The 24,261-nt window shown below is 52.3% G+C and carries 28 protein-coding genes; 5 read left to right on the forward strand and 23 right to left on the reverse strand.

Annotated elements, in window-relative coordinates:
* Positions 1-555: 555 nt before the first annotated feature.
* The gene (locus tag MRY16398_RS09360) at positions 556-1,899 is read right to left on the reverse strand and encodes a hypothetical protein (RefSeq protein WP_125124215.1); all 1,344 of its coding nucleotides are present in this window, start codon (positions 1,897-1,899) and stop codon (positions 556-558) included.
* 598 nt (positions 1,900-2,497) lie between these two features.
* Between MRY16398_RS09360 and MRY16398_RS31250 the strand changes: the two genes are divergently transcribed.
* The 5 genes from MRY16398_RS31250 (at position 2,498) to MRY16398_RS09385 (ending at position 6,716) form a co-directional block, all read left to right on the forward strand.
* Positions 2,498-2,641, forward strand: coding sequence for a helix-turn-helix domain-containing protein (locus MRY16398_RS31250; protein WP_110294474.1), 144 nt, complete (start codon positions 2,498-2,500; stop codon positions 2,639-2,641).
* A gap of 625 nt (positions 2,642-3,266) precedes the next feature.
* A complete protein-coding gene (gene dacD, locus MRY16398_RS09370) occupies positions 3,267-4,430 on the forward strand; it encodes a serine-type D-Ala-D-Ala carboxypeptidase DacD (RefSeq protein WP_041851928.1) in 1,164 nt (387 codons plus the stop codon).
* A gap of 113 nt (positions 4,431-4,543) precedes the next feature.
* Positions 4,544-5,017: a DNA gyrase inhibitor SbmC gene (gene sbmC / locus MRY16398_RS09375; RefSeq protein ID WP_079496345.1), complete on the forward strand. Its 474-nt coding sequence runs from the start codon at positions 4,544-4,546 to the stop codon at positions 5,015-5,017.
* Positions 5,018-5,159: 142 nt separating this feature from the next.
* A complete protein-coding gene (locus MRY16398_RS09380; protein ID WP_071196314.1) occupies positions 5,160-6,218 on the forward strand; it encodes an FUSC family protein in 1,059 nt (352 codons plus the stop codon).
* A gap of 162 nt (positions 6,219-6,380) precedes the next feature.
* Positions 6,381-6,716, forward strand: coding sequence for a DUF496 family protein (locus tag MRY16398_RS09385; RefSeq protein ID WP_041851925.1), 336 nt, complete (start codon positions 6,381-6,383; stop codon positions 6,714-6,716).
* A gap of 26 nt (positions 6,717-6,742) precedes the next feature.
* On the opposite strand, the gene MRY16398_RS09390 is transcribed toward MRY16398_RS09385, so the two are convergent.
* Genes MRY16398_RS09390 through pduA form a run of 22 tightly spaced genes read right to left on the reverse strand, consistent with a single transcriptional unit; the run spans position 6,743 to position 24,240 of the window.
* A complete protein-coding gene (locus MRY16398_RS09390; RefSeq protein ID WP_125124216.1) occupies positions 6,743-7,609 on the reverse strand; it encodes a GHMP family kinase ATP-binding protein in 867 nt (288 codons plus the stop codon).
* Between the two features lie 39 nt (positions 7,610-7,648).
* Positions 7,649-8,392: a uroporphyrinogen-III C-methyltransferase gene (gene cobA, locus MRY16398_RS09395; protein WP_125124217.1), complete on the reverse strand. Its 744-nt coding sequence runs from the start codon at positions 8,390-8,392 to the stop codon at positions 7,649-7,651.
* Positions 8,389-9,597: an acetate/propionate family kinase gene (locus MRY16398_RS09400; RefSeq protein ID WP_071196316.1), complete on the reverse strand. Its 1,209-nt coding sequence runs from the start codon at positions 9,595-9,597 to the stop codon at positions 8,389-8,391. Before MRY16398_RS09400 ends, cobA begins: the two co-directional genes overlap by 4 nt.
* Complete coding sequence (locus MRY16398_RS09405; RefSeq protein ID WP_041851921.1) at positions 9,582-10,034, reverse strand: EutP/PduV family microcompartment system protein; 453 nt, start codon at positions 10,032-10,034, stop codon at positions 9,582-9,584. The genes MRY16398_RS09400 and MRY16398_RS09405 overlap by 16 nt, the downstream gene beginning before the upstream one ends.
* A 4-nt stretch (positions 10,035-10,038) precedes the next feature.
* Positions 10,039-10,389, reverse strand: coding sequence for a propanediol utilization microcompartment protein PduU (gene pduU, locus MRY16398_RS09410; RefSeq protein ID WP_125124218.1), 351 nt, complete (start codon positions 10,387-10,389; stop codon positions 10,039-10,041).
* Positions 10,389-10,943, reverse strand: a complete 555-nt coding sequence (gene pduT, locus MRY16398_RS09415) for a propanediol utilization microcompartment protein PduT (RefSeq protein WP_041851919.1) — start codon at positions 10,941-10,943, stop codon at positions 10,389-10,391. The genes pduU and pduT overlap by 1 nt, the downstream gene beginning before the upstream one ends.
* Positions 10,944-10,945: 2 nt before the next feature.
* Positions 10,946-12,277: a 4Fe-4S dicluster domain-containing protein gene (locus MRY16398_RS09420; RefSeq protein ID WP_125125644.1), complete on the reverse strand. Its 1,332-nt coding sequence runs from the start codon at positions 12,275-12,277 to the stop codon at positions 10,946-10,948.
* Between the two features lie 35 nt (positions 12,278-12,312).
* Positions 12,313-13,425 carry a 1-propanol dehydrogenase PduQ gene (locus tag MRY16398_RS09425; protein WP_108700995.1) on the reverse strand — a complete coding sequence of 371 codons (1,113 nt, stop codon included), beginning with the start codon at positions 13,423-13,425 and terminating at the stop codon, positions 12,313-12,315.
* Positions 13,426-13,436: 11 nt separating this feature from the next.
* Complete coding sequence (pduP, locus tag MRY16398_RS09430; RefSeq protein ID WP_125124219.1) at positions 13,437-14,828, reverse strand: CoA-acylating propionaldehyde dehydrogenase PduP; 1,392 nt, start codon at positions 14,826-14,828, stop codon at positions 13,437-13,439.
* Entirely contained in the window at positions 14,828-15,832 is a 1,005-nt protein-coding gene (pduO, locus tag MRY16398_RS09435; protein WP_125124220.1) for a two-domain cob(I)yrinic acid a,c-diamide adenosyltransferase PduO, read from the reverse strand. Before pduO ends, pduP begins: the two co-directional genes overlap by 1 nt.
* Before the next feature lie 9 nt (positions 15,833-15,841).
* Positions 15,842-16,117, reverse strand: coding sequence for a EutN/CcmL family microcompartment protein (locus MRY16398_RS09440; protein WP_041851915.1), 276 nt, complete (start codon positions 16,115-16,117; stop codon positions 15,842-15,844).
* Between the two features lie 3 nt (positions 16,118-16,120).
* Positions 16,121-16,612, reverse strand: a complete 492-nt coding sequence (pduM, locus tag MRY16398_RS09445) for a microcompartment protein PduM (RefSeq protein WP_125124221.1) — start codon at positions 16,610-16,612, stop codon at positions 16,121-16,123.
* Positions 16,609-17,241: a phosphate propanoyltransferase gene (locus MRY16398_RS09450; RefSeq protein ID WP_041851913.1), complete on the reverse strand. Its 633-nt coding sequence runs from the start codon at positions 17,239-17,241 to the stop codon at positions 16,609-16,611. The genes pduM and MRY16398_RS09450 overlap by 4 nt, the downstream gene beginning before the upstream one ends.
* Before the next feature lie 2 nt (positions 17,242-17,243).
* Entirely contained in the window at positions 17,244-17,735 is a 492-nt protein-coding gene (locus MRY16398_RS09455) for a BMC domain-containing protein (protein WP_079496352.1), read from the reverse strand.
* A 22-nt stretch (positions 17,736-17,757) separates the two neighbouring features.
* A complete protein-coding gene (gene pduJ, locus MRY16398_RS09460) occupies positions 17,758-18,033 on the reverse strand; it encodes a propanediol utilization microcompartment protein PduJ (RefSeq protein WP_041851911.1) in 276 nt (91 codons plus the stop codon).
* A gap of 32 nt (positions 18,034-18,065) precedes the next feature.
* On the reverse strand, positions 18,066-18,404 hold the full coding sequence (locus MRY16398_RS09465; protein WP_041851910.1) for a glycerol dehydratase reactivase beta/small subunit family protein: 339 nt from the start codon (positions 18,402-18,404) through the stop codon (positions 18,066-18,068).
* The gene (locus tag MRY16398_RS09470) at positions 18,394-20,226 is read right to left on the reverse strand and encodes a diol dehydratase reactivase subunit alpha (RefSeq protein ID WP_125124222.1); all 1,833 of its coding nucleotides are present in this window, start codon (positions 20,224-20,226) and stop codon (positions 18,394-18,396) included. Before MRY16398_RS09470 ends, MRY16398_RS09465 begins: the two co-directional genes overlap by 11 nt.
* A 15-nt stretch (positions 20,227-20,241) precedes the next feature.
* Complete coding sequence (gene pduE, locus MRY16398_RS09475) at positions 20,242-20,769, reverse strand: propanediol dehydratase small subunit PduE (protein WP_041851908.1); 528 nt, start codon at positions 20,767-20,769, stop codon at positions 20,242-20,244.
* A 12-nt stretch (positions 20,770-20,781) separates the two neighbouring features.
* Complete coding sequence (locus MRY16398_RS09480) at positions 20,782-21,453, reverse strand: propanediol/glycerol family dehydratase medium subunit (protein ID WP_125125645.1); 672 nt, start codon at positions 21,451-21,453, stop codon at positions 20,782-20,784.
* A gap of 10 nt (positions 21,454-21,463) precedes the next feature.
* Positions 21,464-23,128 carry a propanediol dehydratase large subunit PduC gene (pduC, locus tag MRY16398_RS09485; protein WP_041851906.1) on the reverse strand — a complete coding sequence of 555 codons (1,665 nt, stop codon included), beginning with the start codon at positions 23,126-23,128 and terminating at the stop codon, positions 21,464-21,466.
* Between the two features lie 18 nt (positions 23,129-23,146).
* Positions 23,147-23,959 carry a propanediol utilization microcompartment protein PduB gene (gene pduB, locus MRY16398_RS09490; RefSeq protein WP_071196325.1) on the reverse strand — a complete coding sequence of 271 codons (813 nt, stop codon included), beginning with the start codon at positions 23,957-23,959 and terminating at the stop codon, positions 23,147-23,149.
* Positions 23,956-24,240 (reverse strand): propanediol utilization microcompartment protein PduA, encoded by a 285-nt coding sequence (gene pduA / locus MRY16398_RS09495; protein WP_041851904.1) that lies wholly within the window; start codon positions 24,238-24,240, stop codon positions 23,956-23,958. Before pduA ends, pduB begins: the two co-directional genes overlap by 4 nt.
* Positions 24,241-24,261 lie beyond the last annotated feature (21 nt).

Genomic DNA, 24,261 nt, shown 5'->3' on the forward strand with positions numbered 1-24,261 from the left:
TTTTCAGTCAATGGGCACTGTACTGGATAAGAAATGAATCAGGCCTTTGAAAGTTATTGTAACGGTTAATGGGATTATTACTCCTTTCGATGCGAGCATGAGCATAATCGGTGCAGACCCATTCAGTTATTGGTATATCATCATCTGATGACATCATCGTTAACGGGTGGGCTAACATGCTCAGTGAGATAAGCCAGTCATCTCTGTACACCTGGTATAATTATAGGTGATTTTTTGCTGAATTTCTTACATATCTAATATTCTTATATTTGCACAAGACATTTTTATTTGTCAGTCTGAAAAGGGTATATTTGGATATTGTGCTTATCTTATTTTCCCTCAAAAATTATTTTAATATACAAAGAACTTGTGATAACTATCTGCAATAACTGCACGCCCTTGATTATTGAATGTTTGTACTATACAACTTTAACCAGCGTTACTCTGAAAGAATATTTTTAAATTCGCAGTTCGTATCTCGGGAATAAATATCTGGCTTGCATTTTATAATATGAGTTATTTTTTTGGCGCTATTATAAATAGCGCCATGTTTTATTAAACACTTTGGTATTTTAATATTTTTTTCTTCATTAAATGTCCTGAGATATATACTATAGAGCTGACTGTTATCAGGCAGTTAATGAAAAATGATGGGGCAAAATATCTAAACTCCATTGATTGAGCTGATATCATAAACCCGCAATAATAAAATAAAGAGAATGAAGACATTATAACAGTAGGAATGAATGCTTTTTTATTAAAAAAAAGAATTAATAATATAGACATCCCCAGCAATACAAAAGAAACTACAGGCCTTAATGTTATATTTCTTGTTTCATTTCCTGCTTTGGAAAAATAATAGCGAATTTGGGTATTATCTTCATTATCTTTCGCCCCCCACTCAATTGCATTTTTTTCTACAGAGTTAATACCATGTTCTATTTGCATTAGAGGTTGAGAAATCCCAAAAATATTACTCCACATTCCAAGTTTTACTTTGAAAATTTCAGAGAAATTATTCTTCCATGCAAGGCTGTAAGATTGTTTCACTTTTTCACTTCCTTCATCTGAAACTATGCATTCTACTGGAAGTGGAGGGTTTGCATCCCAAAAGATTGAATTTAACGCCATTGGGTTAAATCTGGTCAAAGCGGCTTTTGTATCACCACAAAAATCCAGCTTATGAATAAACTCCTCATTGGGATTGTTTCTAGCTAAAGAAACAAGCTCCCAAGCCATACCTAAAGCTTCTGGTTTATAATCTTTCCTGACGTCTTTATTAATTAATGATGTAAAGACTATCGATGCTAATATTATAGATAACGGAATGTAAAGTTTTTGTTTATGGTAAAGGAATATTACACATAACATTACCGGTGCAACTATAACCGAATTAAATCTGAAACCAAAAATTGCAGTCGTTACAAAAAAAAGAATAGCGTATCCTAAATATTTTTTTGCGCCGATATTATTGTTACAAAAGCAAACAAGCGCAGGGAAAATGGCAATAAATGCATAAATAATAGAAGAGTCAGTCAAAATAAGTGGGAAGATGCTAAATACCGGAAACGAAATTAATAATATTAGTGATGAGATTGCCGTAAGTGAATTTCTAAATATGAATTTAATAGATATATAAGTACATAAATAAAACAGAAAGGATTGCAATATTGTATAAAACCAAATATCTCCTGTCATAAATAAAAATGCACGAAAGATATAGGATTGTAGAGGCGGTAATACAGAGAATGTGCTTTCAATTTCACTATGTGCTGCAATCCATAGTCTTTTGAACCCATCCGCTGTACCTATAAAAGGATATGATTTCTTACTCAAGAAAACGGATAGAAATAACAAAAAAAACATTATTCCATAATCAAATTTCTTTAATGATTTCATTTAATATATACATCCTAATTCTTTTTGGTATACGAATATTAAAACCACTACTATACGCTTTGTTATTTTATTTGCTACTGTAAACGTATGGCTGCAAACATTTTTAAACACGATGAAATATAGAGCAAGGTGTTAAAATGATTATTTTACGCATTTTTCATTCCATTTTCTTTAAAAGAAGGAAAATTTAAGTTAAGTTATTTTTTTTGCAAAAATTAATTTTATCACTTTATGAGGACGTGGTTAAGAGAATTCACTTCGTACTACCAAAAATGATGATCTTGATCATGTTTAAATTTTCCCAATTATCATGCTATCAATCTAAAAAACGTCATTTTTGAACTGTACCCAAAAAGTTGAGCTCCTTTACCTGGTAATGTGCGTTTTTAATGAGCAAGTTTTCTCTCACTTTTAAGCAGAAGGTCGGATAGCACTTCATTTCCGGACAGGAAATGCAAAAAGCGAAAGCAAAGCGTTTGGTATCGACACCGTGCCGTTTTTAAATGGTGTACTGCTACGAAGTTGCATGATGAAGCAGGTTTACACAATCCTGACCTACACGTATTCCCAAGCCTTTAGATAGTCCCTTTTCCGGCATGTGCGTGAGCACCGTTTGTCTGTTCGCGAAGCCTGTGCAAAATTCACTATCAGTGCCTTCTCCGGGTATTGCCAGTGGGAGCGGCTGTATGATGGCGGAGGAGTTGAAACACTCACTGACAGCAGACGCCGGGAAAAACGATGACAGTATCCCTTGGAAGTAACGCCATCACCTGTTGCAAACTTCTCATTACTCTGAGGAACTTGGGCAACTGTGCGCTGAAGTGCCTAATTTAAAAATAATGCTGTAGATCTTTGTCAGGGAAAAAGCACGTCAAAACGCAGGTTGTGAATGAATTAAGGCTGAAGTTACTTTTGCGAGCTTGTTAAAAGCGGCAGTGGTGGCAAGAAGTACGTTCTACTGGCAACTGGCCTGCGATAAAAATCAGACAGATGTATTGATTACATGCGCCCGATTTTAACCCTGCACCGTAAACATCCAGGACGGTATGGATATAGTCGGATCACGCTGGCTGGTCGTCCAGCCGGGCAAATTATGAACGTGGTATAATGTTTGTAGTCATGGAAAAGAAATGTGGGCGTTGCCGTTGAATCAGACACCTGAGCTCATCCTGTTGATCAATAACCTGCCTATGGTAAACCATTGCGTCGCATCTTCCGAAGGAAAACGCATTGCGGAGCGTCATTCGGAGCAAGATCCGGGACGTAAAAAAATGACTTTCGTCACATTTGTTTGCAATTTGTCCCAGTATCGACATATTAAGTTGCGTAAAAAGAACGGCTAATTTCACGTAAATGAGGATATTTCTTTGAAATGCCGTTTGTTTTTTGCCTTCTCCCTTTTGTCCGCGACAATCCATTGCGCGTTGGCAGATGATATGCCGATTTCTCCCCAGCCGCCGGAAATTCAGGCGGGCTCATGGGTCTTAATGGATTACACCACCGGGCAGATCCTCACTGCAGGCAATGAACATCAGCAGCGTAATCCGGCCAGCCTGACCAAGCTGATGACTGGCTATGTTGTGGATCGCGCCATCGACAGCCACCGTATCAGCGCCAGCGATGTGGTGACGGTAGGTAAGGATGCCTGGGCGCGAGGAAATCCGGTCTTTGACGGCTCTTCGTTAATGTTCCTGAAAGCCGGGGATCGCGTAACGGTGCGCGACCTGAGCCGCGGGCTGATTGTTGATTCCGGCAACGATGCCTGCGTCGCGCTGGCCGATTATGTAGCGGGAAGCCAGCCGCAGTTTGTCAGCATGATGAACGATTATGTGCAAAAGCTAAATTTGCGTGATACCCATTTTGAAACGGTACATGGCCTGGACGCGCCCGGCCAGCACAGTTCGGCATATGATCTGGCGGTGCTTTCCCGCGCCATTATCAGCGGTGAGCCGGATTTTTATCATATGTACAGTGAGAAAAGCCTGACATGGAACGGTATCACCCAGCAGAACCGTAATGGGCTGCTGTGGGATTCATCATTGAATGTTGATGGCCTGAAAACCGGGCATACCTCGGGTGCCGGTTTTAACCTGATAGCATCAAGCGTTGATGGGCAGCGTCGCCTGATTGCGGTTGTGATGGGGGCGGAAAGCCCGAAAGGCCGTGAAGACCAGGCGCGGAAGTTGCTGCACTGGGGCCAGCAAAATTTTGATACCGTGCAGATTCTGCAAAAAGGTAAAAAAGTTGGCAGCGAGCGTATCTGGTATGGCGATAAGGAACAGATGACGGTCGGTACCGACCAGGATCTTTGGTTGGCGCTGCCGAAAGCGGAACTCCCGAATATCAAAGCACGCTATGTCATAGACGCTAAAGAGCTCGAAGCCCCGCTTGCCGCTCATCAGCGCGTGGGCGAAATCCAGCTTTACGATCGTGACAAAGTGGTGGCGCACTTGCCGCTGGTGACGCTGGATGATGTCGGTAAGGGTGGCTTGTTCTCGCGGTTGAGCGACTATCTGCACCACAAAGCCTGATGATGATGCGGACTGGCTGTGACGCGAGTCTGCTCACATAATTGATCTGTTGTGAGTGCCCGGTTTCGATGATTTCACTACACTGTACAAATACACAGTAAAGGGAGGGTAACATGGCATACACCGTAAGACAGGTTGATAAGCGCACTATCGCCGGGTTTCATCTGGTTGGCCCCTGGGATGTCACCGTCAAGAAAGGGTTCGAGCAGTTAGCGATGTGGGTTAACGGTAAACAGATTCAGACTCAGGAATGGATCACGGTTTACTATGACAATCCCGATGAAGTTCCCGCGGAAAAGTTGCGTGCTGATGTGGTTGTTTCGGTTCCGGCTGATTTCGTCATTCCTGAAAACAGTGAAGGGGTGATGCGTACTGAGATTCCGGCAGGCCTGAACGCAGTGGCACGCGCTCGCGTCTATAACGAAGAGTTCGAACAGGCGTGGGATGCTTTTTTTGATGAATTGATGGCAGATGAGCAGTATCAGATTGCTTTACGCCCCTGTTTTGAAGTCTATCTGAATTCAGCGCAGGAGGATGGCTACTGGGAAATCGATATGTACATTCCCGTAGAACCAAAAGTGCTCTGATTGTAAACGTTAAAAGGGTTCACTGTTCAATCTGTACACGCGGATTTTAAGCAGTGAACCCTTTTTTGTTCTAAACAGTGACCTTTGCCGCAGAAAGATCGCTACAATTGCGCCTTCGTTGTTTTTTGACTGGAGAGCGGGTGTGCGTCCCGACAAATCACTCAGTCCTTTTGAGATCCGTCTTTACCGACATTATCGCGTGGTTCACGGCGTACGTATTGCGCTTGCTTTTATCCTGACCTTTTTGTTGGTTCGTCTGCTCAATGTACCCGAGGGTACCTGGCCACTCATCACCCTGGTGGTGATCATGGGGCCGATTTCGTTCTGGGGAAATGTGGTTCCCAGAGCATTTGAGCGCATTGGTGGCACAATCTGTGGCTCTGCGTTGGGGCTTGTCGCACTTAAGCTTGAGCTGATCTCCCTTCCGCTGATGGTGATGTGGTGTGCGGGAGCCATGTTCCTCTGTGGCTGGCTGGCGCTGGGTAAAAAGCCCTATCAGGCATTGCTTATCGGTATCACGCTGTCGGTGGTGGTTGGCGCGCCGGCCGGGGATATGAATACGGCGTTGTGGCGAAGTGGCGACGTCATTTTTGGCTCGTTACTGGCAATGCTCTTCACCGGTATCTGGCCGCAGCGAGCCTTTCTGCACTGGCGTATCCAAATGGCAAACTACGTTACCGCCTTTAACCGGGTCTATCAGGCCGGTTTTTCGCGTAACCTCGTTGAGCGCCCGCGGCTGGAAAGGCACCTGCAAAAAATACTCAATGATGTGGTGAAAATGCGCGGCCTGATTACACCCGCCAGTAAAGAGACGCATATCCAGAAAGCCATTTTTGAAGCGATTCAAACCGTAAGCCGCAATATGGTGTGTGTGCTGGAACTGCAAATGAACGCGCACTGGGCTTCCCGCGCCAGCCACTTCGTTATGCTCAACGCCAGTACGTTGCGTGAAACGCAGCAAATGACGCAGCAAACGTTGTTGACCATCGCCCATGCGCTCTATGAAGGAAATCCGCAACCGATTCTGGCCAATACGGAAAAACTGACTGACATTGTGACGGAATTGCGCGACCTGCTCCGCGATCATCAGGGCGATGCGTTGGCGGAGAATTCGATTCACGGTTATGTGTGGCTGAGCATGGAACTGGCACGGCAACTGGAGTTGATGTCACATTTAATATGTCGGGCGCTGCGCAAATAAGCTTCACACAATTCGGAAAAACAGTCAGGCTGTTTCGATTCAGCCCAATTTGGGGTTATGATAGAGAAAAGGATAAAATCATTGTCATCAGCAACGGCTAAAAGTAAGGTCTTAGGCGGTTGCTTTAACGAATCCGAATCTCACATTAGCAGGGGTATCAAAATGGAAACAAGTAAGCCTTCATTCCAGGACGTTCTGGAGTTTGTTCGTCTGTTCCGTCGTAAGAATAAACTGCAGCGCGAAATCCAGGATGTTGAGAAAAAGATCCGTGATAACCAGAAACGTGTACTGCTGCTGGACAACCTGAGCGACTATATCAAGCCGGGTATGAGCGTTGAAGCTATCCAGGGTATTATCGCCAGCATGAAAAGCGATTACGAAGACCGCGTTGATGATTACATCATCAAAAACGCCGAGATCTCCAAAGAACGCCGTGAGATCTCCAAGAAACTGAAAACAATGGGTGAGCAGAAACCCGTTGAGCCAAAAGAAGAGTAATCACTCTGACGGTGAGAGGGCCTCTCTCACCGTTCTCTTACCCCGCCTTCCACCATGCGCAACAGATGTTGTTGCGGCCAGTGCTGTTGCAATGCAGGTTTACTCAGTAACGCGCGCACTTTCGCAAGATCATGACGTTGTCTGTCCAGAAATAAGCCCACAACACTACCGCTATGGGCGACATTCAGCCCGTACAAATCGCACTGTTCCACTATCCCCATCAGTGAATTAAAACCCGGTTTAGGTAGCAGCGTCTGGCTTGCCATGGCACTTTGCGATGCCGCCTCGCCCAGTAGTGCCGGATCGTTTGTCAGGCAGGCTCGCTGCACTTTACGCCAGGCGCTGCCGAGAGCATCGGCGTTGGCCATCAGCACGGCCCGCCGGGGCAGGCGATGATAATCTTCTGTGCGAAGCGTTAACGGGCTTTCCAGTAATAAGACATCGAGAGTGGGAACACGCTCACAGGAGATCCGTGTTTGTGCGGTGTTGTGATCAAATAACGTCAACGAACGAAAAACAGTGCTGTCGGTGGGTTCCAGCGCGACGCAAAGCTGAGAGAGGGTGACGTCATCAAGCGTAAACCCAAGATGACGTGATGTGGCAACCGCTGTGGCTGCGATGTCCGCGGTACTGCTCGCCATCCCTTTGGCGACGGGAATGGTCGAGCGGCAGTCAATGCGGATTTCATCACTTAATGCAGCAGGTAGCTGCCAGTGTGCCAGCACCTGTTTTACCATCGCTCGTACCAGGGGGCGTTCAGCAGGCACAGGCGTACCGGCTGTGACTTCAACCTCGCTATACCAGTCGACCGGGCAGGAAACCAGCTTTTCACTGCCCAGGATCCATCCCTGAATGATTTCGCCGCAGGATGCGGGACACTGTGCCAGCGCCAAGTTCAACCTCTCATTGTGGTGCGTAACGTCAGGATAGTGTCATGCCGATCCGCTGAAAGCCAGAATTTCGCGTAACGACACCACGCCGCCAATCACGATCAGCGCGGGGGCGTGAAACCCGGCGGCTTCGCTCTCTTGTGCCAGCGCAGACAGCGGTGCGCAGAGAACTTTCTGTTCCGGTGTGCTGGCACGCATCACCACGGCTGCAGGTGTATCGGCTGGTTTACCTGCACTCATCAAAGCGGCACAGATGGTCTGTATCTGCGACATCCCCATCAGGATCACCAGCGTCCCCGGCAGGACCGCAAGTTTACCCCAGTCCTGGGGTTCTTTACCGTCCTGTAAATGGCCGGTCACAACATGAAAACCGGAGGCAAAATCGCGGTGCGTGACCGGGATACCCGCTGCTGCAAGCCCGCCAATCGCGGAGGTGATACCTGGTACCACCTCGCACTCGATACCACACTCCCGTAATGCTTGCATCTCTTCGCTCCCGCGACCAAAAACAAAGGGATCACCGCCTTTTAAGCGCACAACCCTGAGGCCTCTGCTGGCGCAATCAATCAGGATTTGGTTGATTTGTGGCTGCGGGATAGGGTGGCGATTCGCCTCTTTGCCCACATCATGCAACTCACAACCCGCCGGGGCTTCCTGTAACAGAAGCGGATTAACCAGCCTGTCGAAAACAACGGCTTCGGCTTCACGCAGGCAGTTTAATCCTTTTACGGTCAGCAGACCCGGGTCGCCCGGGCCTGCGCCCACCAGCCAGACTTTACCTGTCATGCTTCTGCCTCCGCATATTCCGGCAGCCCGATGCGCATTACGTCACGGGCAATCATCAGTTCTTCATTGGTATTGATCACGGCGACTTTCACCACAGAATGGTCAGTCTGGATAAACGTGGCATTGCGGTCGTTTTTCCCGGCATCAATGTCCAGCCCCAGGAAATGCAGGTTGCGACAGATGGCCGCTCTGGCTCGTGCGGAGTTTTCACCAATGCCGCCGGTAAATAACAGAACATCCAGGCCACCCAATTGCATTACATAGCTGCCGATAGTGGCGCGGATACGTTCGGCAAAAAGAGTGAGTGCCAGTGTTGCGCGCGCGTTGCCAGCATTCGATGCTTGTTCGACATCGCGAAAATCGTTCGATACGCCAGAGACCCCGAGCAGCCCCGATTCGTTATTTAGCAGAGCGTTAAGCTGTTGCGGCGACTTGTCTTCTTTTAACGCAACCCAGGGCAAAATAGAGGGGTCGATATCCCCGCTGCGGGTACCCATCATTACCCCCGACTGCGGTGTGAACCCCATAGAGGTGTTGACGGATCGCCCACCTTTAATAGCGCACAGGCTGCTGCCATTGCCTAAATGGCAGGAGATAACCCGCAATGCGCTTAATGGAACGCCCAGTTTTTCGGCTAATTGCTGGCTGACAAATTTATGGCTGGTGCCATGGAACCCGTAACGGCGAATCCCAAGTTCTGCGTAATAGCGCCAGGGCAGAGGGTAGATGAAAGCGCTTTGTTCCAGCGTCTGATGAAATGAGGTATCAAACACGGCAACCGCTGGGGCATGTGGCAGCGCCTGGCGAAAAATGCGAATGCCCGCTGCGTTGACCGGGTTGTGTAATGGTGCCAGTTCCGCAAGGCGTTCGATTTCTGCCAGTGCGTCATGAGTAATCAACGCCGAGTCTTTAAAAGTTTCTCCACCGTGTGCGACACGATGCCCCACGCCGTCTATTGCCGATAAGGAGGAGATAATGTTATGTGAAAGCAATTTTTCCAGCAGTAATTCCGCCGCCTCTTTGTGGTCGGCAATGGCACGTGTCTCCTGCCATTTTTGTTCCCCCTGCTTGAGGGTGAAAATGGCATCGGAAAGCCCGATACGTTCGATCAGACCCTGACAGAGAAGCGTGCCTGCAGGCATAATAAGAAGCTGAAATTTAAGCGAAGAACTACCGGCGTTGATTGCCATTATTGTTCGGGACATGCGTGCTCCTGGGGTTGAAGAAAAGCGATGACCTCAGCGACACCCTGACCGGTTTGCGCGCTGGTGATAAAAAGATGCTCTGCACCTGACTGCCGTAACCACTCGCCGATTTGCGTGATCTTGTGTTCTGCGACAAGGTCGGCTTTGGTGATGATGCCAATCGTCTGGCGGTTCATCGGCAAGGTAAATCCGGGTGAAAATGGGCACCATTCGGCGTCGGCATTCAGTACCAGCGCCACCACATCGGCTTCGCAGGCGCTGGTGAGTAAGGCGCTGTAGAGACATCGGTTTTCGAGGTACTCCCCCGGCGTATCGATGGTCTCAGGTGACCAGACAATGGCCTGCGTTTTTTGATAGCGCATTGCCTCACCGCGCAAGCGTTGTGTTAGCGATGTCTTACCGCACTGGCTTGGGCCAATTAACATCATTCGTTTCATCGCATCAGGTCCTTGTGACCTGGCAGGTCGTAAAGTGCAGAATTTCGCCGAGTGAACGCGTCACCTGACGTAGTGCATACTCCACTGAGGAAACATCCCCCGTGAGGACCACGGCACCTGTGAAACGATCGATAAAACCGATCTCTACCGCCCCGGATTTGGTCGCGATATCGCAGGCGATGATTGAGGCTTCGCTGGGGGTAATCGTCAGAATGCCAATGGCAGAAGCCGTCTCGCTTAAGCCCAGCTTTTTGTAGAGATCTTTGCCTGGATTGGCGATCAAATGGGCCAGGGTGACCTGTTTACCGGGCACATACTCCTGAATCATGCGTTCAGTACTGCGTTGTGTCTCCATTAGCCCTCCACAATCTGTCGCCACATGGCTTCATGGGGACGCGGGATCACCGAGCGGTACACCAGCAGACCTTTTTCGCCAGCACTTTCACTGGCAACGGCGACGGCATTTTCCACATCCGAAATATCACCGGTCACGACCATGTAGCATTTGCCACCAATGCCGAACGCCATATGAACGCGTACCAGGGTGACATTCGACGCCTTCACTGCACGGTCGGCCGCGCTCACGCAGGCGGCTACACTCCAGGTTTCAACGATACCCACTGCCTGACGTTGCTCGACGGCATTGAGACCGCTAATCGCAGGCAGCACGCTGGCATGAATATTGGGAAGGACCAGGCTGTCGACCAGCATTTCTCCGGCCTGGCTGTCGCCCGTGGCAATAGCCTGCTGGACTGCGCCGACATCGCCTCCCACCATGACCAAAAATTTGCCGGGGCAAAGCGTCTTACTGACCAGAAGCGTCACATTGGCGCTTTTGAGCATGGCATCACCCAGTTCCATGCCTTTGGCGATGCTGGTTAATTCAAGTATTCCAATAGCCTGTGACATGGTTAACCTCGTACAACCGTAATGGCTTTATCTGTGACCGACGCAATAACGCCATCGATACTGGCATGAAGGGGAACGCCCAGCGCACCTTCGGGGATAGTGGCAATGCGCTGCCCCCGGATGACGACGTCGCCTTCTTTTACGCAAGGAATCGCTGGCGCACCAATATGCTGGCGCAGCGGCAATACGACCTGTGAAGGGGTAATGACGTGCTCTTCCAGCGGCGCATCCTGATACCAGTCGCGCAGGCCAAGCCTGGCCACCAGGCGCTTGACAGGGATCAGGCGATAGCGCGCCATCTCATCAGCCTCGCGAAGCGGCCCCTCATAGCGTGCGCCGCTGGCGCGTAATTGAACTTTAAGGAGACGGTTTACCCGCATCGGTGAGATGCCTACCGGGCAGGCGACGCTTTCACAGACGTTGCATTCAGAACAGGTCAGGGCACTGAGCAGCGTTTGCGGCGTAGCGACGCCCTGATAATTGACGGCCCGCACCAGAAGATGAGGCGAGAGTTCGTGGCCAATTAAATGCCGGGGGCAGAGATCGGTACATAACCGACACTGCTCGCAGACGGTACGGGCGATGGTCAGCACGGTGCGGTCATCCTGCAGACGGCGCTGAATCAGCGAGTGTGATTTCGGCAGTACCAGCAGACCACCCGTAGTTTTTGTCACCGGCACATCCAGTGATGGCAGCAGGCCGCCCATCATTGGGCCACCGTTAATAAAACCGGGCTCCTCTACCGTGGCACCACCCGCCATTTCCAGCACTTCCCGTAACGACATACCCAGCGGGACCGTTACAGTCAGGGGATGACGTACCGCGCCGTTTACCGTCAGGGTTCTGCGGGTCACGGGATATTGCTGTTCCACCGCGCGTGCAATATTGAGAACGGTCTGCACGTTATTGACGACAACCCCCACGCTGACCGGCAGCGCGGCAGGAGGTACACGACGCCCTGTTGCCATCCAGATAGTGATAACTTCGTCTCCGGCGGGGTAGACGTCAGGCAGAATATGCAGACGAATCTGCGCAGGTAGTAGTGGAGTAAGTGCGGCGATGGCGGCGCGATATTTTTCTTTGAGCGCAATAATGCCCTCTGTCGCGCCCGTTGCCGTCATGCCATAAAGCACGCCACGCACCAGTCGTGCCGCCTGTTGCGCCATCAACTGCTGATCGACTTTCAACATCGGTTCGCATTCGGCGGCATTAACCAGAAAAATCTCGACCTGTGCCTGCAGTTTTACATGGGTTGGAAACCCGGCGCCGCCAGCGCCAACGACGCCAGCTTCGCGTACGCGCTGGCGAATGGTCTCTGCCGTTGCCGGGTTCAATTCGCCCCATGGGGACGGGAGAAGGGCCGCTTCACTCACAGCAATTCCTCCAGAAGATGTCGAATGTCATTGCCATCGGCAGGGCGAGGCGTGGTTTTCAGCGTGACATCCGCCAGTGCAGCCTGAACCATGGCGGGGATCCGCTCACGGAATTTATCTTTGTCTGCTTTTAGCGCGACCGAGAGCGTCGGCATCTCACACTGCTGACGAAGCTGCTCAATCTGGCGAATCAGTGAATGAATGGCGACCAACTCATTCGCGCCTGTCGGGCAAAAATGGCAGGCTTTAGCCAGCCGGGCATAACGCTTCGCCGCACGTTTATCACTGGCATTAAAGCGAATGACCGCCCCCAGCAGCAGCGCATTAGCTAACCCATGCGGCAGGTGAAATTGCCCGCCCAACTGATGGGCAATGGCGTGATTAATACCTAACCCCGCCTGGCTGAACGCCATCCCAGCGAGGGTCGCAGCGTTGTGCATTTTGCCACGCGTCGCCAGGCAGTCGCCTTTACGTACCGCCGTTGGCAGGTACTGGAACACTAACTGTGCTGCTTTCTCTGCCAGCGCATCGGTAAAATCGCTGGCCCGAGGCGACACATAGGCTTCGAGGGCGTGGGTCAGCACATCCATGCCGGTATTCGCCGTAATAGCGGGCGGGACGCTGACGACAAGCGTCGGGTCCAGGATCGCGATATCGGGATAGAGCGCATTATCGAACAATGGATATTTGATGCCTTTTTCGGGATCGCTTATCACGCAGGCGCTGGTCACCTCCGAGCCGGTGCCGCTGGTGGTCGGAATCGCGACACAGGTTTCGATATTGACGCCCTGTTGTTTGCTGAACCAGACGATCGCTTTCGCCGCATCCAGCGCGGAGCCGCCACCGAAACCAATAACCACCTGCGGCTGGAGTGAATGCATCTGTGTAATGCCTTCCACAACCGTGGCGATGGTCGGATCAGGTGTAATGTCGCTAAAGACGCTGATGCGGTTATCTGCCGGGATTGCCTTGCGCAGCAGTTCTATAAGCGGAGAGCTGGCAAGAAAACCGTCGCAGACAACCCATATGTGCTTGTTACGAAAGCGTTTAAGCACCTCAAGGCTTCCCGCTCCGCTGTAGAGTCGCGTTTGTAGCGAAAATCTCTTCATATCGGCCTCAATTAGCGAATGGAGAAACCGTTGGTCAGTACGCAACGACGCGAACGTGCAAAGGTTTTTGCTGATGTCGTGCCTTCGCCGGTAGGTGTGGCTATTGTGAATGTGGTAAAGCCTTCACCGCCCACGCCAATCCCCGCATAAGACGGTCCGTTTTTCACAAAAATAGAGGTCTGCAGGCTGCGCGCGGCCAGGTTCAGGCGGGAGACATTTTGTGAATGCATCACCGCCGTGTGGTGCAAACCCTCCTCAACAACGAGGGCAAGGGCGAGGGCGGCATCAAAGTCGTTAACCCGAACGACAGGCAGTACGGGCATTAATTGCTCTGCGGTAACCAACGGATCGTTGCCTTGCACTTCGGCGATCAACAGGCGAGGCGCTTTAGGCGGCACGCTCAGACCGGCCGCTTGCAGAATGTGTGAAGGGCTTTTACCGACCAGTTTTTTATTGGCCACCCCATCCTGGATACAGACGGCGCGCAGTTTATCGATATCCACACCGGTAATGCGCAGCGCGCCAAATGCCTGCATCTGTTGCATCAGGCGGTCGGCAACACAGTCGACAACAATCAGACTCTTTTCTGCAATGCAGGGCAGGTTGTAATCGAAGGATGCGCCGTTGATGATGTCTTCCGCTGCTTTCACCAGATCGGCAGTTTCGTCGACGATACAGGGTGGGTTTCCGGCACCTGCGCCGATCACTTTCTTGCCACTTTTTAGGCCCATCAGCACAATGCCTGGGCCACCGGTAATCGCCAGCAGGGCGATCTTAGGATGCGCCATCATCTGCTGAGTGGCTTCGAATGTAGGTTCGGCAACGGTTACTACCAGGTTGCGAATACCCGTATGGCGAAACGCGATATCTTCAATCATGCGGATCAGCTTGAGCGAAACCTTTTTCGCACCCGGATGCGGGCTGAAATAGATGGTATTGCCTGCCGCCAGCATGCTGATGCTGTTGTTAATAATGGTTTCGGTCGGGTTCGTGCTCGGCGCAACGGAACCAATAACGCCAAACGGGGAATATTCGAATAACACCATGCCGCCGTCGCCGGTCAGCGCGGTGGTGGTGAGATCTTCTATACCCGGGGTGTTTTCCAACGCGGCTTTGTTTTTGAGAAACTTGTCTTCTTTGTTGCCCATACCGGTTTCTGTGGCGCTCTCTTCGGCCAGTTCGGCCAGATAGGGAGCCAGCTCATCACGAATACCGCCAATAATGGCGCTGCGGGTTTTTAAGGGACACTGTTGATAGCGCAGGAAGGCCTGGTGTGCTGCGTCGATAGCTTCTGCTGGCGTGGCGAATACCCCATTGGTGCAGCTCTCTTTTTTCTCTTGTGTCGGTGTGAGTTGTTCGCTCAGGATGGTGCGAATAAGGGTTTCAAGTTCGGTCGTATTCATTATTTTTTTCCCATGTTAATCGCCGCAAGTGCGGTCTGAGCAATGTCCATGTCTTGTTCAACGGAACCGCCGCTGATGCCAAGACCACCAATAATGTTGCCGTCACGCCAGATGGGGAAACCGCCTCCAAAAGTGACAACTTTGCCTTCCATGTGCGCCTCTAACCCATACAGCGCGCGTCCTGGTTGCACGGCGTCTGAAAGTTCGTGTGTGGCCGATTTCATCGCGACCGCCGTCCAGGCTTTTTTCGGTGCCAGGTCGCTACTGACTAGCAGCGCGTCTGGCATGCGCCAGGTCAGCATGCCGATGCCATGGGCGTCCACGACGCTTATCACCACCGGCACGTTAAGCTCGCCAGCGCGTGTCATCGCGGCTTTGGCCAGTTGATGAAGGTCATGAAATGAAAGTGACATAGAGGTGCCTTTCGCCGGTATGGCTTGTGCCGCAGCGCGATAACGCGCCGCGACTTCGTGAATGACTTTTTCCTGGTGCGCCAGATGGTCTTCAAGGCGGGCCAGCGCGTACAAGCAGTCGGAAAGGCGGTTGATATAGCGCATCAGCACCTGACGGACGTTTACCTGTTCACTTAACTCCACCAGGCGACGCTCGGCTTTGCGGGCCAGTGTCCGGGCAACATGCAAACGGGCTGCTGCTTCGCAGCGGCCTGGCAGCACAAAGCTGTGGACGTTGTCGACCTGGGACATCGCGTTGTCTATTGCTTGTTCCAGCGCAGCAATATCTTCGGTACTGACATAGCGCTGTTTTGGCGAGGGTGTTTCGCTTTCACTCGCCAGTTCTGCGCTAAACCAGAAAATCTGCAGTTGCACCGCTTCCAGGAATGGCTTGCTGGCGAGGGCTTGCACGGCGCAGGCACAGAGACTCAACTGAGAGTTGAGTTCATCCAGCGTGCCGTATGCTTCGACGCGCGGATGGGTTTTGCTGACGCGCTGGCCGCTAAACAGAGCCGTCGTGCCAGCGTCGCCAGTGCGGGTATAAATGGCCATTATTCCTCCTTAGCGCGACAGGGTGTCGACAATGCCCACCACCGCCAAATCAATGGCTTCGTTCGGGCCGGAAAAAACATGCCTCGCACTGGAGCCACTGCTGAGCAGAACCAGTTCGCCGACACCTGCACCAACGGAATCAACGGCTACTTCATCACCCTGTAATGGGTTGGCGGGAAGTTCACCGTCTGCCGTAACCCGCCGGACCAGCAGCAATTTTTTGCCCACCAGAGAAGCGGATTTTTGTGTCGAGACCACCGAGCCAGTTACCCTTGCGAGATGCATGCTTTACTCCTGCTTCACGAGTCGTATGTGTTGCGAAATCACTGCTTCACTGGCCAGTGCCGTGATAACCGTTTTACGTGAGACAGCAAGCCAGCACGCGTTGAGGCCAGCGACATCGCGATAGCTCAATACTTTTGCCTGATGGATAACCACCGTGACGCCTTGCTCATCCATGAACGTCACAGGCAGTTTCGCCAGTGTTTTCAGGGGTAAGCAGGGCAGCAGCCTGCTGTTTAACGTAATGCTCACGGACATGCCCAACGCCAGGGCTTCAAACAGGTGTGCAACGGCGGTGTTGTCCTGATCGCCGTCTGCCAGCGCCCCCAGAAAACACAGATCGGTTTGTTGCACGCAGAGCGCGTCATGGTTCAGAAAAAACTTCATCACAGAAGCATGACGCAGCTCTTCCTGACTGAGCGTGAGGGTGTTGCCCTGCCTGGCCTGCAGGCGGGCAACGATCACCCCGACGATGTGCGCTAACTGTTCGTTGTTCATGCGCGTGGTACCAGGCGAGCGCGAGCGCCAGGTTCGTCTGCGCCACAGGCATTCGCTTCATCGGTATCGATATGCATTTCGAGAAGCAAACCCGGCGCCACGCGGATGGCGACATCATCAAAAATCACCCGGCGCCCAGTGCCTTCAATTGCAACGCAGACGTTGTCGCCATGGGAAACGCGCAGAACCAGGGCGTCCAGCGGCGACATATGAATGTGCCGTTGTGCGACGATGACGCCGTTGGGTAAGTCGATTTCCGCATACGGACTCACCAGCCTGATCCCTGGTGTACCCGCCAGATTGCCGGACATGCGCAGCGGGGCGGCGATACCCAACGTACGGGCATCCGTACGTGAAATCTCGACCTGGCTGGCGCCGCGTAGCGGGCCAAGCAGGCGCACATTTTTCAGTTGCCCTTTTGGTCCTACCAGCGTGACGGTTTGCTCCGCTGCAAAATAACCGGGTTGCAGCAACGCTTTTTTAATCGTCACCGTCTGACCGGGAAATAACCGCTCGAAATCCTCAGGTGAAAGATGGATATGTCGGTTCGATATACCCAGAGGGATGGGACGCGCACGCATCTCATCCAGAACCTGAGTGACCACATTTTCGACTAACTGTTTATCCATGTTTATTCCCCTCGCTGACCGCTATGAATACACAGCGAGCGTGGTTCCCCTTTCTGGCGTGGACACGCCGGGTCAAGGCAAAGATTGCAGGTCACCAGTTGAATCGCCGCCGATTCGGAAGCGGCGGATGTTTCTTCACGCAATGGCTGCTCGTGCTCAATGCTCTGAACCGGTTTTTCCGTTGTTGTTATCGACACAGGCGGCGTTTCAGGGATGGCTGCACGCGTTGGCGCAGAGGCCAGAATCCCCTCAGCAGGCCGCGCAATGACCTTTTGTGCCACCAGCCCGTTACGCGTTTGCGCAAAGTTGGCGCCAGTGATGATGGCCGACTGAACAGAGGCCACATCACCAGCGACTTTGATTACCGTCCAGCCAGAGCCATTGGTTTTTTCCATACCCAGCAGCGTGATGGAAGCGGCTTTCGCCATAACATCCGCGCAACTGATAGCCAGCGCCAGACCGCTAACTTCAAGTAATCCGAGTGATTGCTTCACGCTGTGCTCCTTTATCTGCCAGTCAGGCTGATTTCGGTAAAATGGCTTCGACGTCGCTGTGCGGACGCGGGATTACGTGACAAGATTTCACTTCACCCACCGCGCTGGCTGCCGCAGCGCCTGCGTCAACGGCGGCTTTCACTGCACCCACGTCACCGCGCACCATGACGGTGACCAGACCCGAACCAATTTTTTCGTAACCTACCAATTGCACGTTGGCGGATTTCACCATGGCATCGGCGGCTTCGATTGCACCCACCAGACCTTTTGTTTCAACCAGTCCCAATGCGTTGTTCATACTGCGTTTCTCCTGTTTATGGATAAAAGTGGTTACCGGAACGGTATCCCCTTCACCAGTCTGGCGGCGTTATTACCTGCCTTGCGCCTGGACTGGAGGTCTTCATGAAGCATCAGCGTAAAAAGCGGCGCTGATGCGGGTAAATTTCGGTAATGGATAACCAGTTGCTGGTTATCGCAGGCGATGCCAACCAGCAGTGCTGACTGGTTGGCCGCCTGCCAGGCATGGGCGACGACATCAAGCCCGGAGGCCTGTTGCCAGCGCCAGGGAATACCTTCCTCTTCAATTCCCCACAGCACTTCCTGCCACTGCGGCTGGCACTCTGCGAGCGCGGTGATAACGATGACCGGACTGTCCTGCTTAACGTCCATTGGCATACTCCTTCTGCCAGGAGAGGATTAGCCCCGTTGCCACCGCGTTGCGTGGACCTTCAACGCCCCGGATATTTCCCCGCCCGGCCACCAGTCGGTAGTGGGCAAGGGCATCGGTGACGAGTTGCGGTATCTCGAAGTCGAGTGAGGAGCCGCCAACCAGCACCACGAATGGAATATCGCGGATGTTTCCGGTAGGGCTTACCTGGCGCAGCGCGCGCAGGGCATTGGTGACAAACACGCGTTCTTTGGCGCTGCGGCGAATAATGCGTACTTTTTCCAGCACCATGTCTCCCGGCAGCGGTACCAACTCATCGGGTTTCACAACACACACGCGTGCAAACACCGCAGGTGGAAGAGGGGTCGGGAAAAACTGCACGCTGCCGTCTTCATGGCGCAGGTGAAAAAGGCTTTCGACTTTCGCCAGCGGGTACTTTTTGATTTCCTCCGCAAGGTAGCGATCCTCGAGCCCCAGTTCGCGAGCGATGATCATCGTCACCATGTCTCCGGCTCCGGCCAGATGGGTGGCGGTAATCTGCCCCTGCGGCGTAATAATGGAGGCGTCGGTAGAACCGGCGCCAAGGTCGAGAATGGCCAGCGGCCTCGATGTGCCCGGCGTGGTGAGCGCACCAAAGATAGCGGCTTCTGCTTCTGCTCCGCCCACCTGCACATCAACGTGTAGCTTTTGCTCAATTTCGCGGGCAATCATAGCCATCTGTAGGCGGTCCGACTTGACCATCGAGGCGATGCCAACGGCTTGTTCGAGGGAGAACTCACCCGCCAGCCCCCCGGTCACGTTGACCGGGACAGCGGTATCGACAGCGAGGAGATCCTGAATAAATACATCGCTGCTGGGTTTGTTGGTGAGCTCAGCCATGGTCTGGCGGACATGTTCCAGCATGCCGCCGATATTGGTGCCAGCCTCGCCGGTGACGTTATCCAGTGTTGGACATTCATTCACCGCTTTCATGATGGCATCGGCCCCGGCGGCAACATCGACCTTGAGCGTTCTGCCTTTGGCGACTAACTCAATATTCCCTGCGGGGATTGAGCGGGCTTTGACATCACCGGACGGTGTTTTCACGACGACGGCGGAACGGTTGCCAATCAGCGCCCTGGCCACGGGCACGATGTTGCGTGTTTCATCGGCGCTCAGGGAAAAGACAGTGGCGATGCCGTAAGGGTTAGAGAGACTTTCGATAACCTTGCCCGGCATTGCCACTTCAACAGCGGCGAGCATCCCCATCGGAATGCGCTCGATATACAGCACTTCGTCAACGATGGGGACAGGGCGCTCAAGGCGGTTATTGACCAGTACGCCATCGTCGCGCTGTAAAATGATGCCGTTGATGTTATAGCCGACTTGCGTTGAGGCGTTAACCATGCGCGCAACATCGGAAAAATCGAATGCAGCGGAAACAACCAGAATATAAGGTTGATCCGCTGGACGCGTCAGAAGCTCTTCCGGTGTGATAGTGATACCAACCCCCAACCCGATACCGCCAGGTGTTTTCGGGTTATGGCCTATCATTGTTGATTCGGTAATGATGGTTTCCGTGATGGTTTCCATCGCTACATCACCGATCACCGGTGTCGCTTCGTTAATACGTATAAGCGAAATATCGCTGACAGAGATACCCACATCGGCGACAACTTTGTTCAGCGCTTCCTGAATGCCGAATACATTGCGCAGTGTGCCTTTAATACCCGTCGTTTCCGCAAGCGAACTGCTCACAATGTTCAGTGCGCCAGTCTCATCCATGGTGGCCAGTGCCACCTCGGTTGACGAGTTACCTATATCAATGCCAGCTATATAACGCATAAGTCATCCCTGTGATTAATCGTCGCCTTTAAGTTTCTTGCGTTCGACGTAAAGCACTGCCGCTTCACGTACAAATGCTGCGCAGATTTTTGCTTTGTAGTGGCTTTCCAGATCCTCTGCGATATCCAGCAACTCTTGCCTGGTTGAACGGTAGGGACGCAGCGCGTTGTAAATCTCCAGGATACGGTCATCCGGTACGGCGGTCAGTTCCGCCGCGCGCTCGAAATTCATAGCCAGCCGGTCACGCCCTGCATCTTTGGCGATAGACGCCTGGATACGCAGGGTTTCCGGGGTGATACGCATATCCTGTGCGGTGATTTTCCCGTCCAGCACACTCTCCAGCGTTAACTCATCCAGGGTTTTATTGGTGGATGTTTTCACCCACTCCGGATGTTTATTCGCCAGCGGGTAATCGCTAACTTTGGCCTGGTGCGTGGTGCCGCCTGATGGCGCGGTTGGCGCCGTTACCGGGGTTGCCCCCTGCAGGCTATTCATACGGCTCAGCACATCACGAACCATTGATTCAATTGCGTCAGAATTCATGGTGTTGTCCTTTTAAAGCGCAACGCGCAGCTCTTGCGGGTTTTTCCCGGTCACGACGTATTTGGTCTCTTTGATATGCAAAATGGCGGACTTGGCCTGATATTTCGGACGCGCCATCTGATCGTTCAGCGTCGGCACAGGCTGCGGCGATTCGCGTTTCGCGTATTGCGCGGCGTTTTTGCCAATCTGGCGATAGGTTTCAAGCGTCAGCAAAGGCGCCTGCGGGAAAAGTTCCAGGTTAGAAAGCGGCGGTAATCCTTGTTGGTGAATGACCGTTGTGCCTTTTGACTGAATACCCACAGAGATGCCCGAGCCGCTAAGACGGTTACCTTCCACGGCGACGAACGCCACGTCAGACGATTTGAAACAGCGAATCACGCGTGCTTTCACGCCTTCTTCTTCAATGCCGGCAATCACCTCGCGCAGAATGCTCTTGTGCGGTAAACCGACGATATTCACGGTTTGCGAAAGACCAAAAGCAGGACCAACGGCGATGATCACTTCATCTTGTTGGGTGCCGGGTTTCGCTTCGCCAATTTCCGTCAGAAAGCCGCCCTCAGCCGTTACTGCAGGTTTTGCGGTACCGCCAGATTGGGCGCTAAACGAGACTTTTTTATCGCTGGTTTGCATCTCTGCCAGCACATCTTCGATGATTTGGCGCAGCAATTTTTCGTTGATTTCCATCATTCACCCCTTAGCCCAATTCGTTCGGATCGAGTGCGCCCGGGATATTTTTGATCTCTTCCCAGCGTTCACCTTGCAGGCGATAACCTGTTGCCGGACCGGCATAGTCGTTTACATCGTTTACCGCTGAGAGCACCAGCCCATCGCCGACGATGATGGCCGAGGTATGCAGGTAGTCACCGGTCAGTTTGGCTTTTTGAATGTTCAGCATGTCTTGCGCGACATCTTTAAAGCCGCCCTGTGCCAGGGCTTTCACCACTTCGAGACCGTTACGGTTCTTATTGATGATCTCCTGGGCGAATTTGATGTCTTCGACGATATTGCGCTCTGGCATATCTTTTGAGCCGTGGGCGTAGGTTGCCGCTTCCACTTCTTCGTCAGTGATAGGGGGTAATCCCATTCCTGCGAAGACGGCCTGCAAAGCACGAGCCGCTTTATTGCGAATGGCGATGACATCTTCTTCACGCACCGGACGTAAACCGCCGTCAACTTTCAGGTCACGCTGGATAACGTTGTAATCATCAAAGTCTTCCGCATCTTCGTTGGAGCCTGCGAACATGTTGTCGTAGTTCGGCACAGCGGAATAACCGGAGGAGATAAAGTCAGTACCCGGTAAGAACTGCATTAGCAGACGGGCGGTACGGCGCATATCCGAGTGGGTAAATGTCTGGTCATTACTGGAGGCGCACTCCAGATCCAGGGCGGCACAAATCAGGTTTTCGGCAAGAATGGCGCGAATCCCTGACGGCACGGCAGAAGGCACACCCACACAGCTTACCGAGCCGTTTTGCAGACCCTGAACACCGGCGGCTTTAGTGATGTAAATGCAGCGTGCTTCCAGATACAGCATGGATTTACCTTCGGCATAACCCATCTGAACTTCTGACCCGGAGCCGGAGGTGAAGCGCATTTTCAGGCCACGTGAGGCATAGGAAGATGCCAGGAAACCTTTTGACCACGGGGTATCATCGCCGTCGGTAAACACAGGCTCGGTACCATAAACCGAGATGGTTTCCGCATAGCAGGTGTGGCCGAGCATCCCCAGTTTCAGTTCGGTTGCTTCTTCCAGTGAGCATTGGGTTAATACGCCAGGGCGACCAACCTGTGAACCGACCAACAGTGCGATGGCATTGAAGGGGGCATAACGGGCGACCGCGACGGTGGTTTCCTGTTCGTCGAATCCACGGAACGCACCTTCGGCGGCATCGGCGGCAATTTGCACCGGGTTGTCTTTAACGTTAGTGACGTGTGCCTGCTGTGATGGGGTACGACGTGCGCGCATTTTCTGCATCGACATCATCATTTCCACCACGTTCATGTGCGACACCACTTCGACGATTTTTGCCGGCGTCATCGCGGTGGTGAGCGGCACAATGTCGCTGCGCTTAACGTTAGGATCGCAGAGCATGTTGGCGAGCTTGACTGAGTCCATCGCCATCACTTCTTCCGCGCGATCCAGGTTGATACCGTAGCGGGCAATAAAGTGGTCAATCAGGTCAAATTTACTGGCGGGTTTACCGTCCAGTTCAGTAACCACGCCGTCGACAATGCGAATAGAGGGTTTGGGATCGTTCGGGCTTTCCATTGCGATAAAGCCTTCTTCAATCCACTCCTTCACAAAGCCGTCCTGGTTAACAGGGCGTTTCGCCAGCGCTTCAAATCGTTTCGATCTCATGAAACAGCCTCTCTGTTATCAGATGTAGGACGGGCGGTCGTTTTTCGGCTCAGAGCCCATTGTGCCCAGTACGGTTTTACCGATTTCACGGGCAGAAATGACGGCCTGACGTACAGCGCCGGAGTCACCGGAGATGACCAATATGGCTTCGTTGCTGTAGCTGGTGCCTTTTGCCGGGGAGCTATACGCCACCACTTCCACATTGGCAGATTTCAGTGCCGTATCGGCCATTAACACGCCGACGGAGGCTGGAGCGCCAACAATCACGCCGCAGGCACGGCCAACCGGCGCGCCGAACGCTTTTTCCAGCGCGTAACTGGCGCGAGCGGTGTATTGCATTTCGATGTGGCCAGCTTCATTGGCATAAACATCGCCGAAGGTACGGTCGAGTTCTTTCAGCGCAACCTCGATGGCGCGTTTGACGTCGGAGACATCATTACCGCCGAACAGGATCAGTGAGCCGTGGCCCGCACCGCCTTTGGTATCACGCGGTAATTCGATGCTGATCACTTCGGTGTTGGTTGCTTTGACGGCTTCATCCGCCGCCATGATGTGCGGACCTGCGCCAGTACGCGCGCCGAGGATACCGATTGAGCGGTAGCGCTTTTCCAGCTTCATTGCATCAAGTAATGCGCTATCGACGTTCGCGATCACCAGACCAACGGTGTCGCCAATCGCCGTACCAACAAATTCCGTTAAACTGCAGCTTTTTTCTGCCATAGCCGTCTCTCGTTTGGGATGGGTTACAGTGGGGGAGGTCGCGGGTGTCGGTGAAGACACTTTGGCGATCACCTGAGCCATGATCTGTTCCACCAGGTCATTGCTACTCATTGGCTAATTCCCTTAGGTAAGATTTTTTCAACATCAGTGTGCGGACGCGGGATGACGTGTACGGCTTTCACTTCACCCACCTGAGCGGCTGCGGCAGCACCTGCATCCGTTGCTGCTTTCACGGCGCCAACATCGCCGCGAACAATGACTGTCACCAGGCCAGAACCTATTTTCTCGTAGCCCACTAACATGACATTGGCGGATTTCACCATTGCATCTGCGGCTTCAATTGCGGCCGTTAAGCCTTTGGTTTCCACCATTCCTAATGCTTCTTGTTGCATAAAGACCTCGATAAGGTTGTC

This window comes from Phytobacter sp. MRY16-398 (assembly GCF_003925915.1).
GTDB lineage: Bacteria > Pseudomonadota > Gammaproteobacteria > Enterobacterales > Enterobacteriaceae > Phytobacter > Phytobacter diazotrophicus.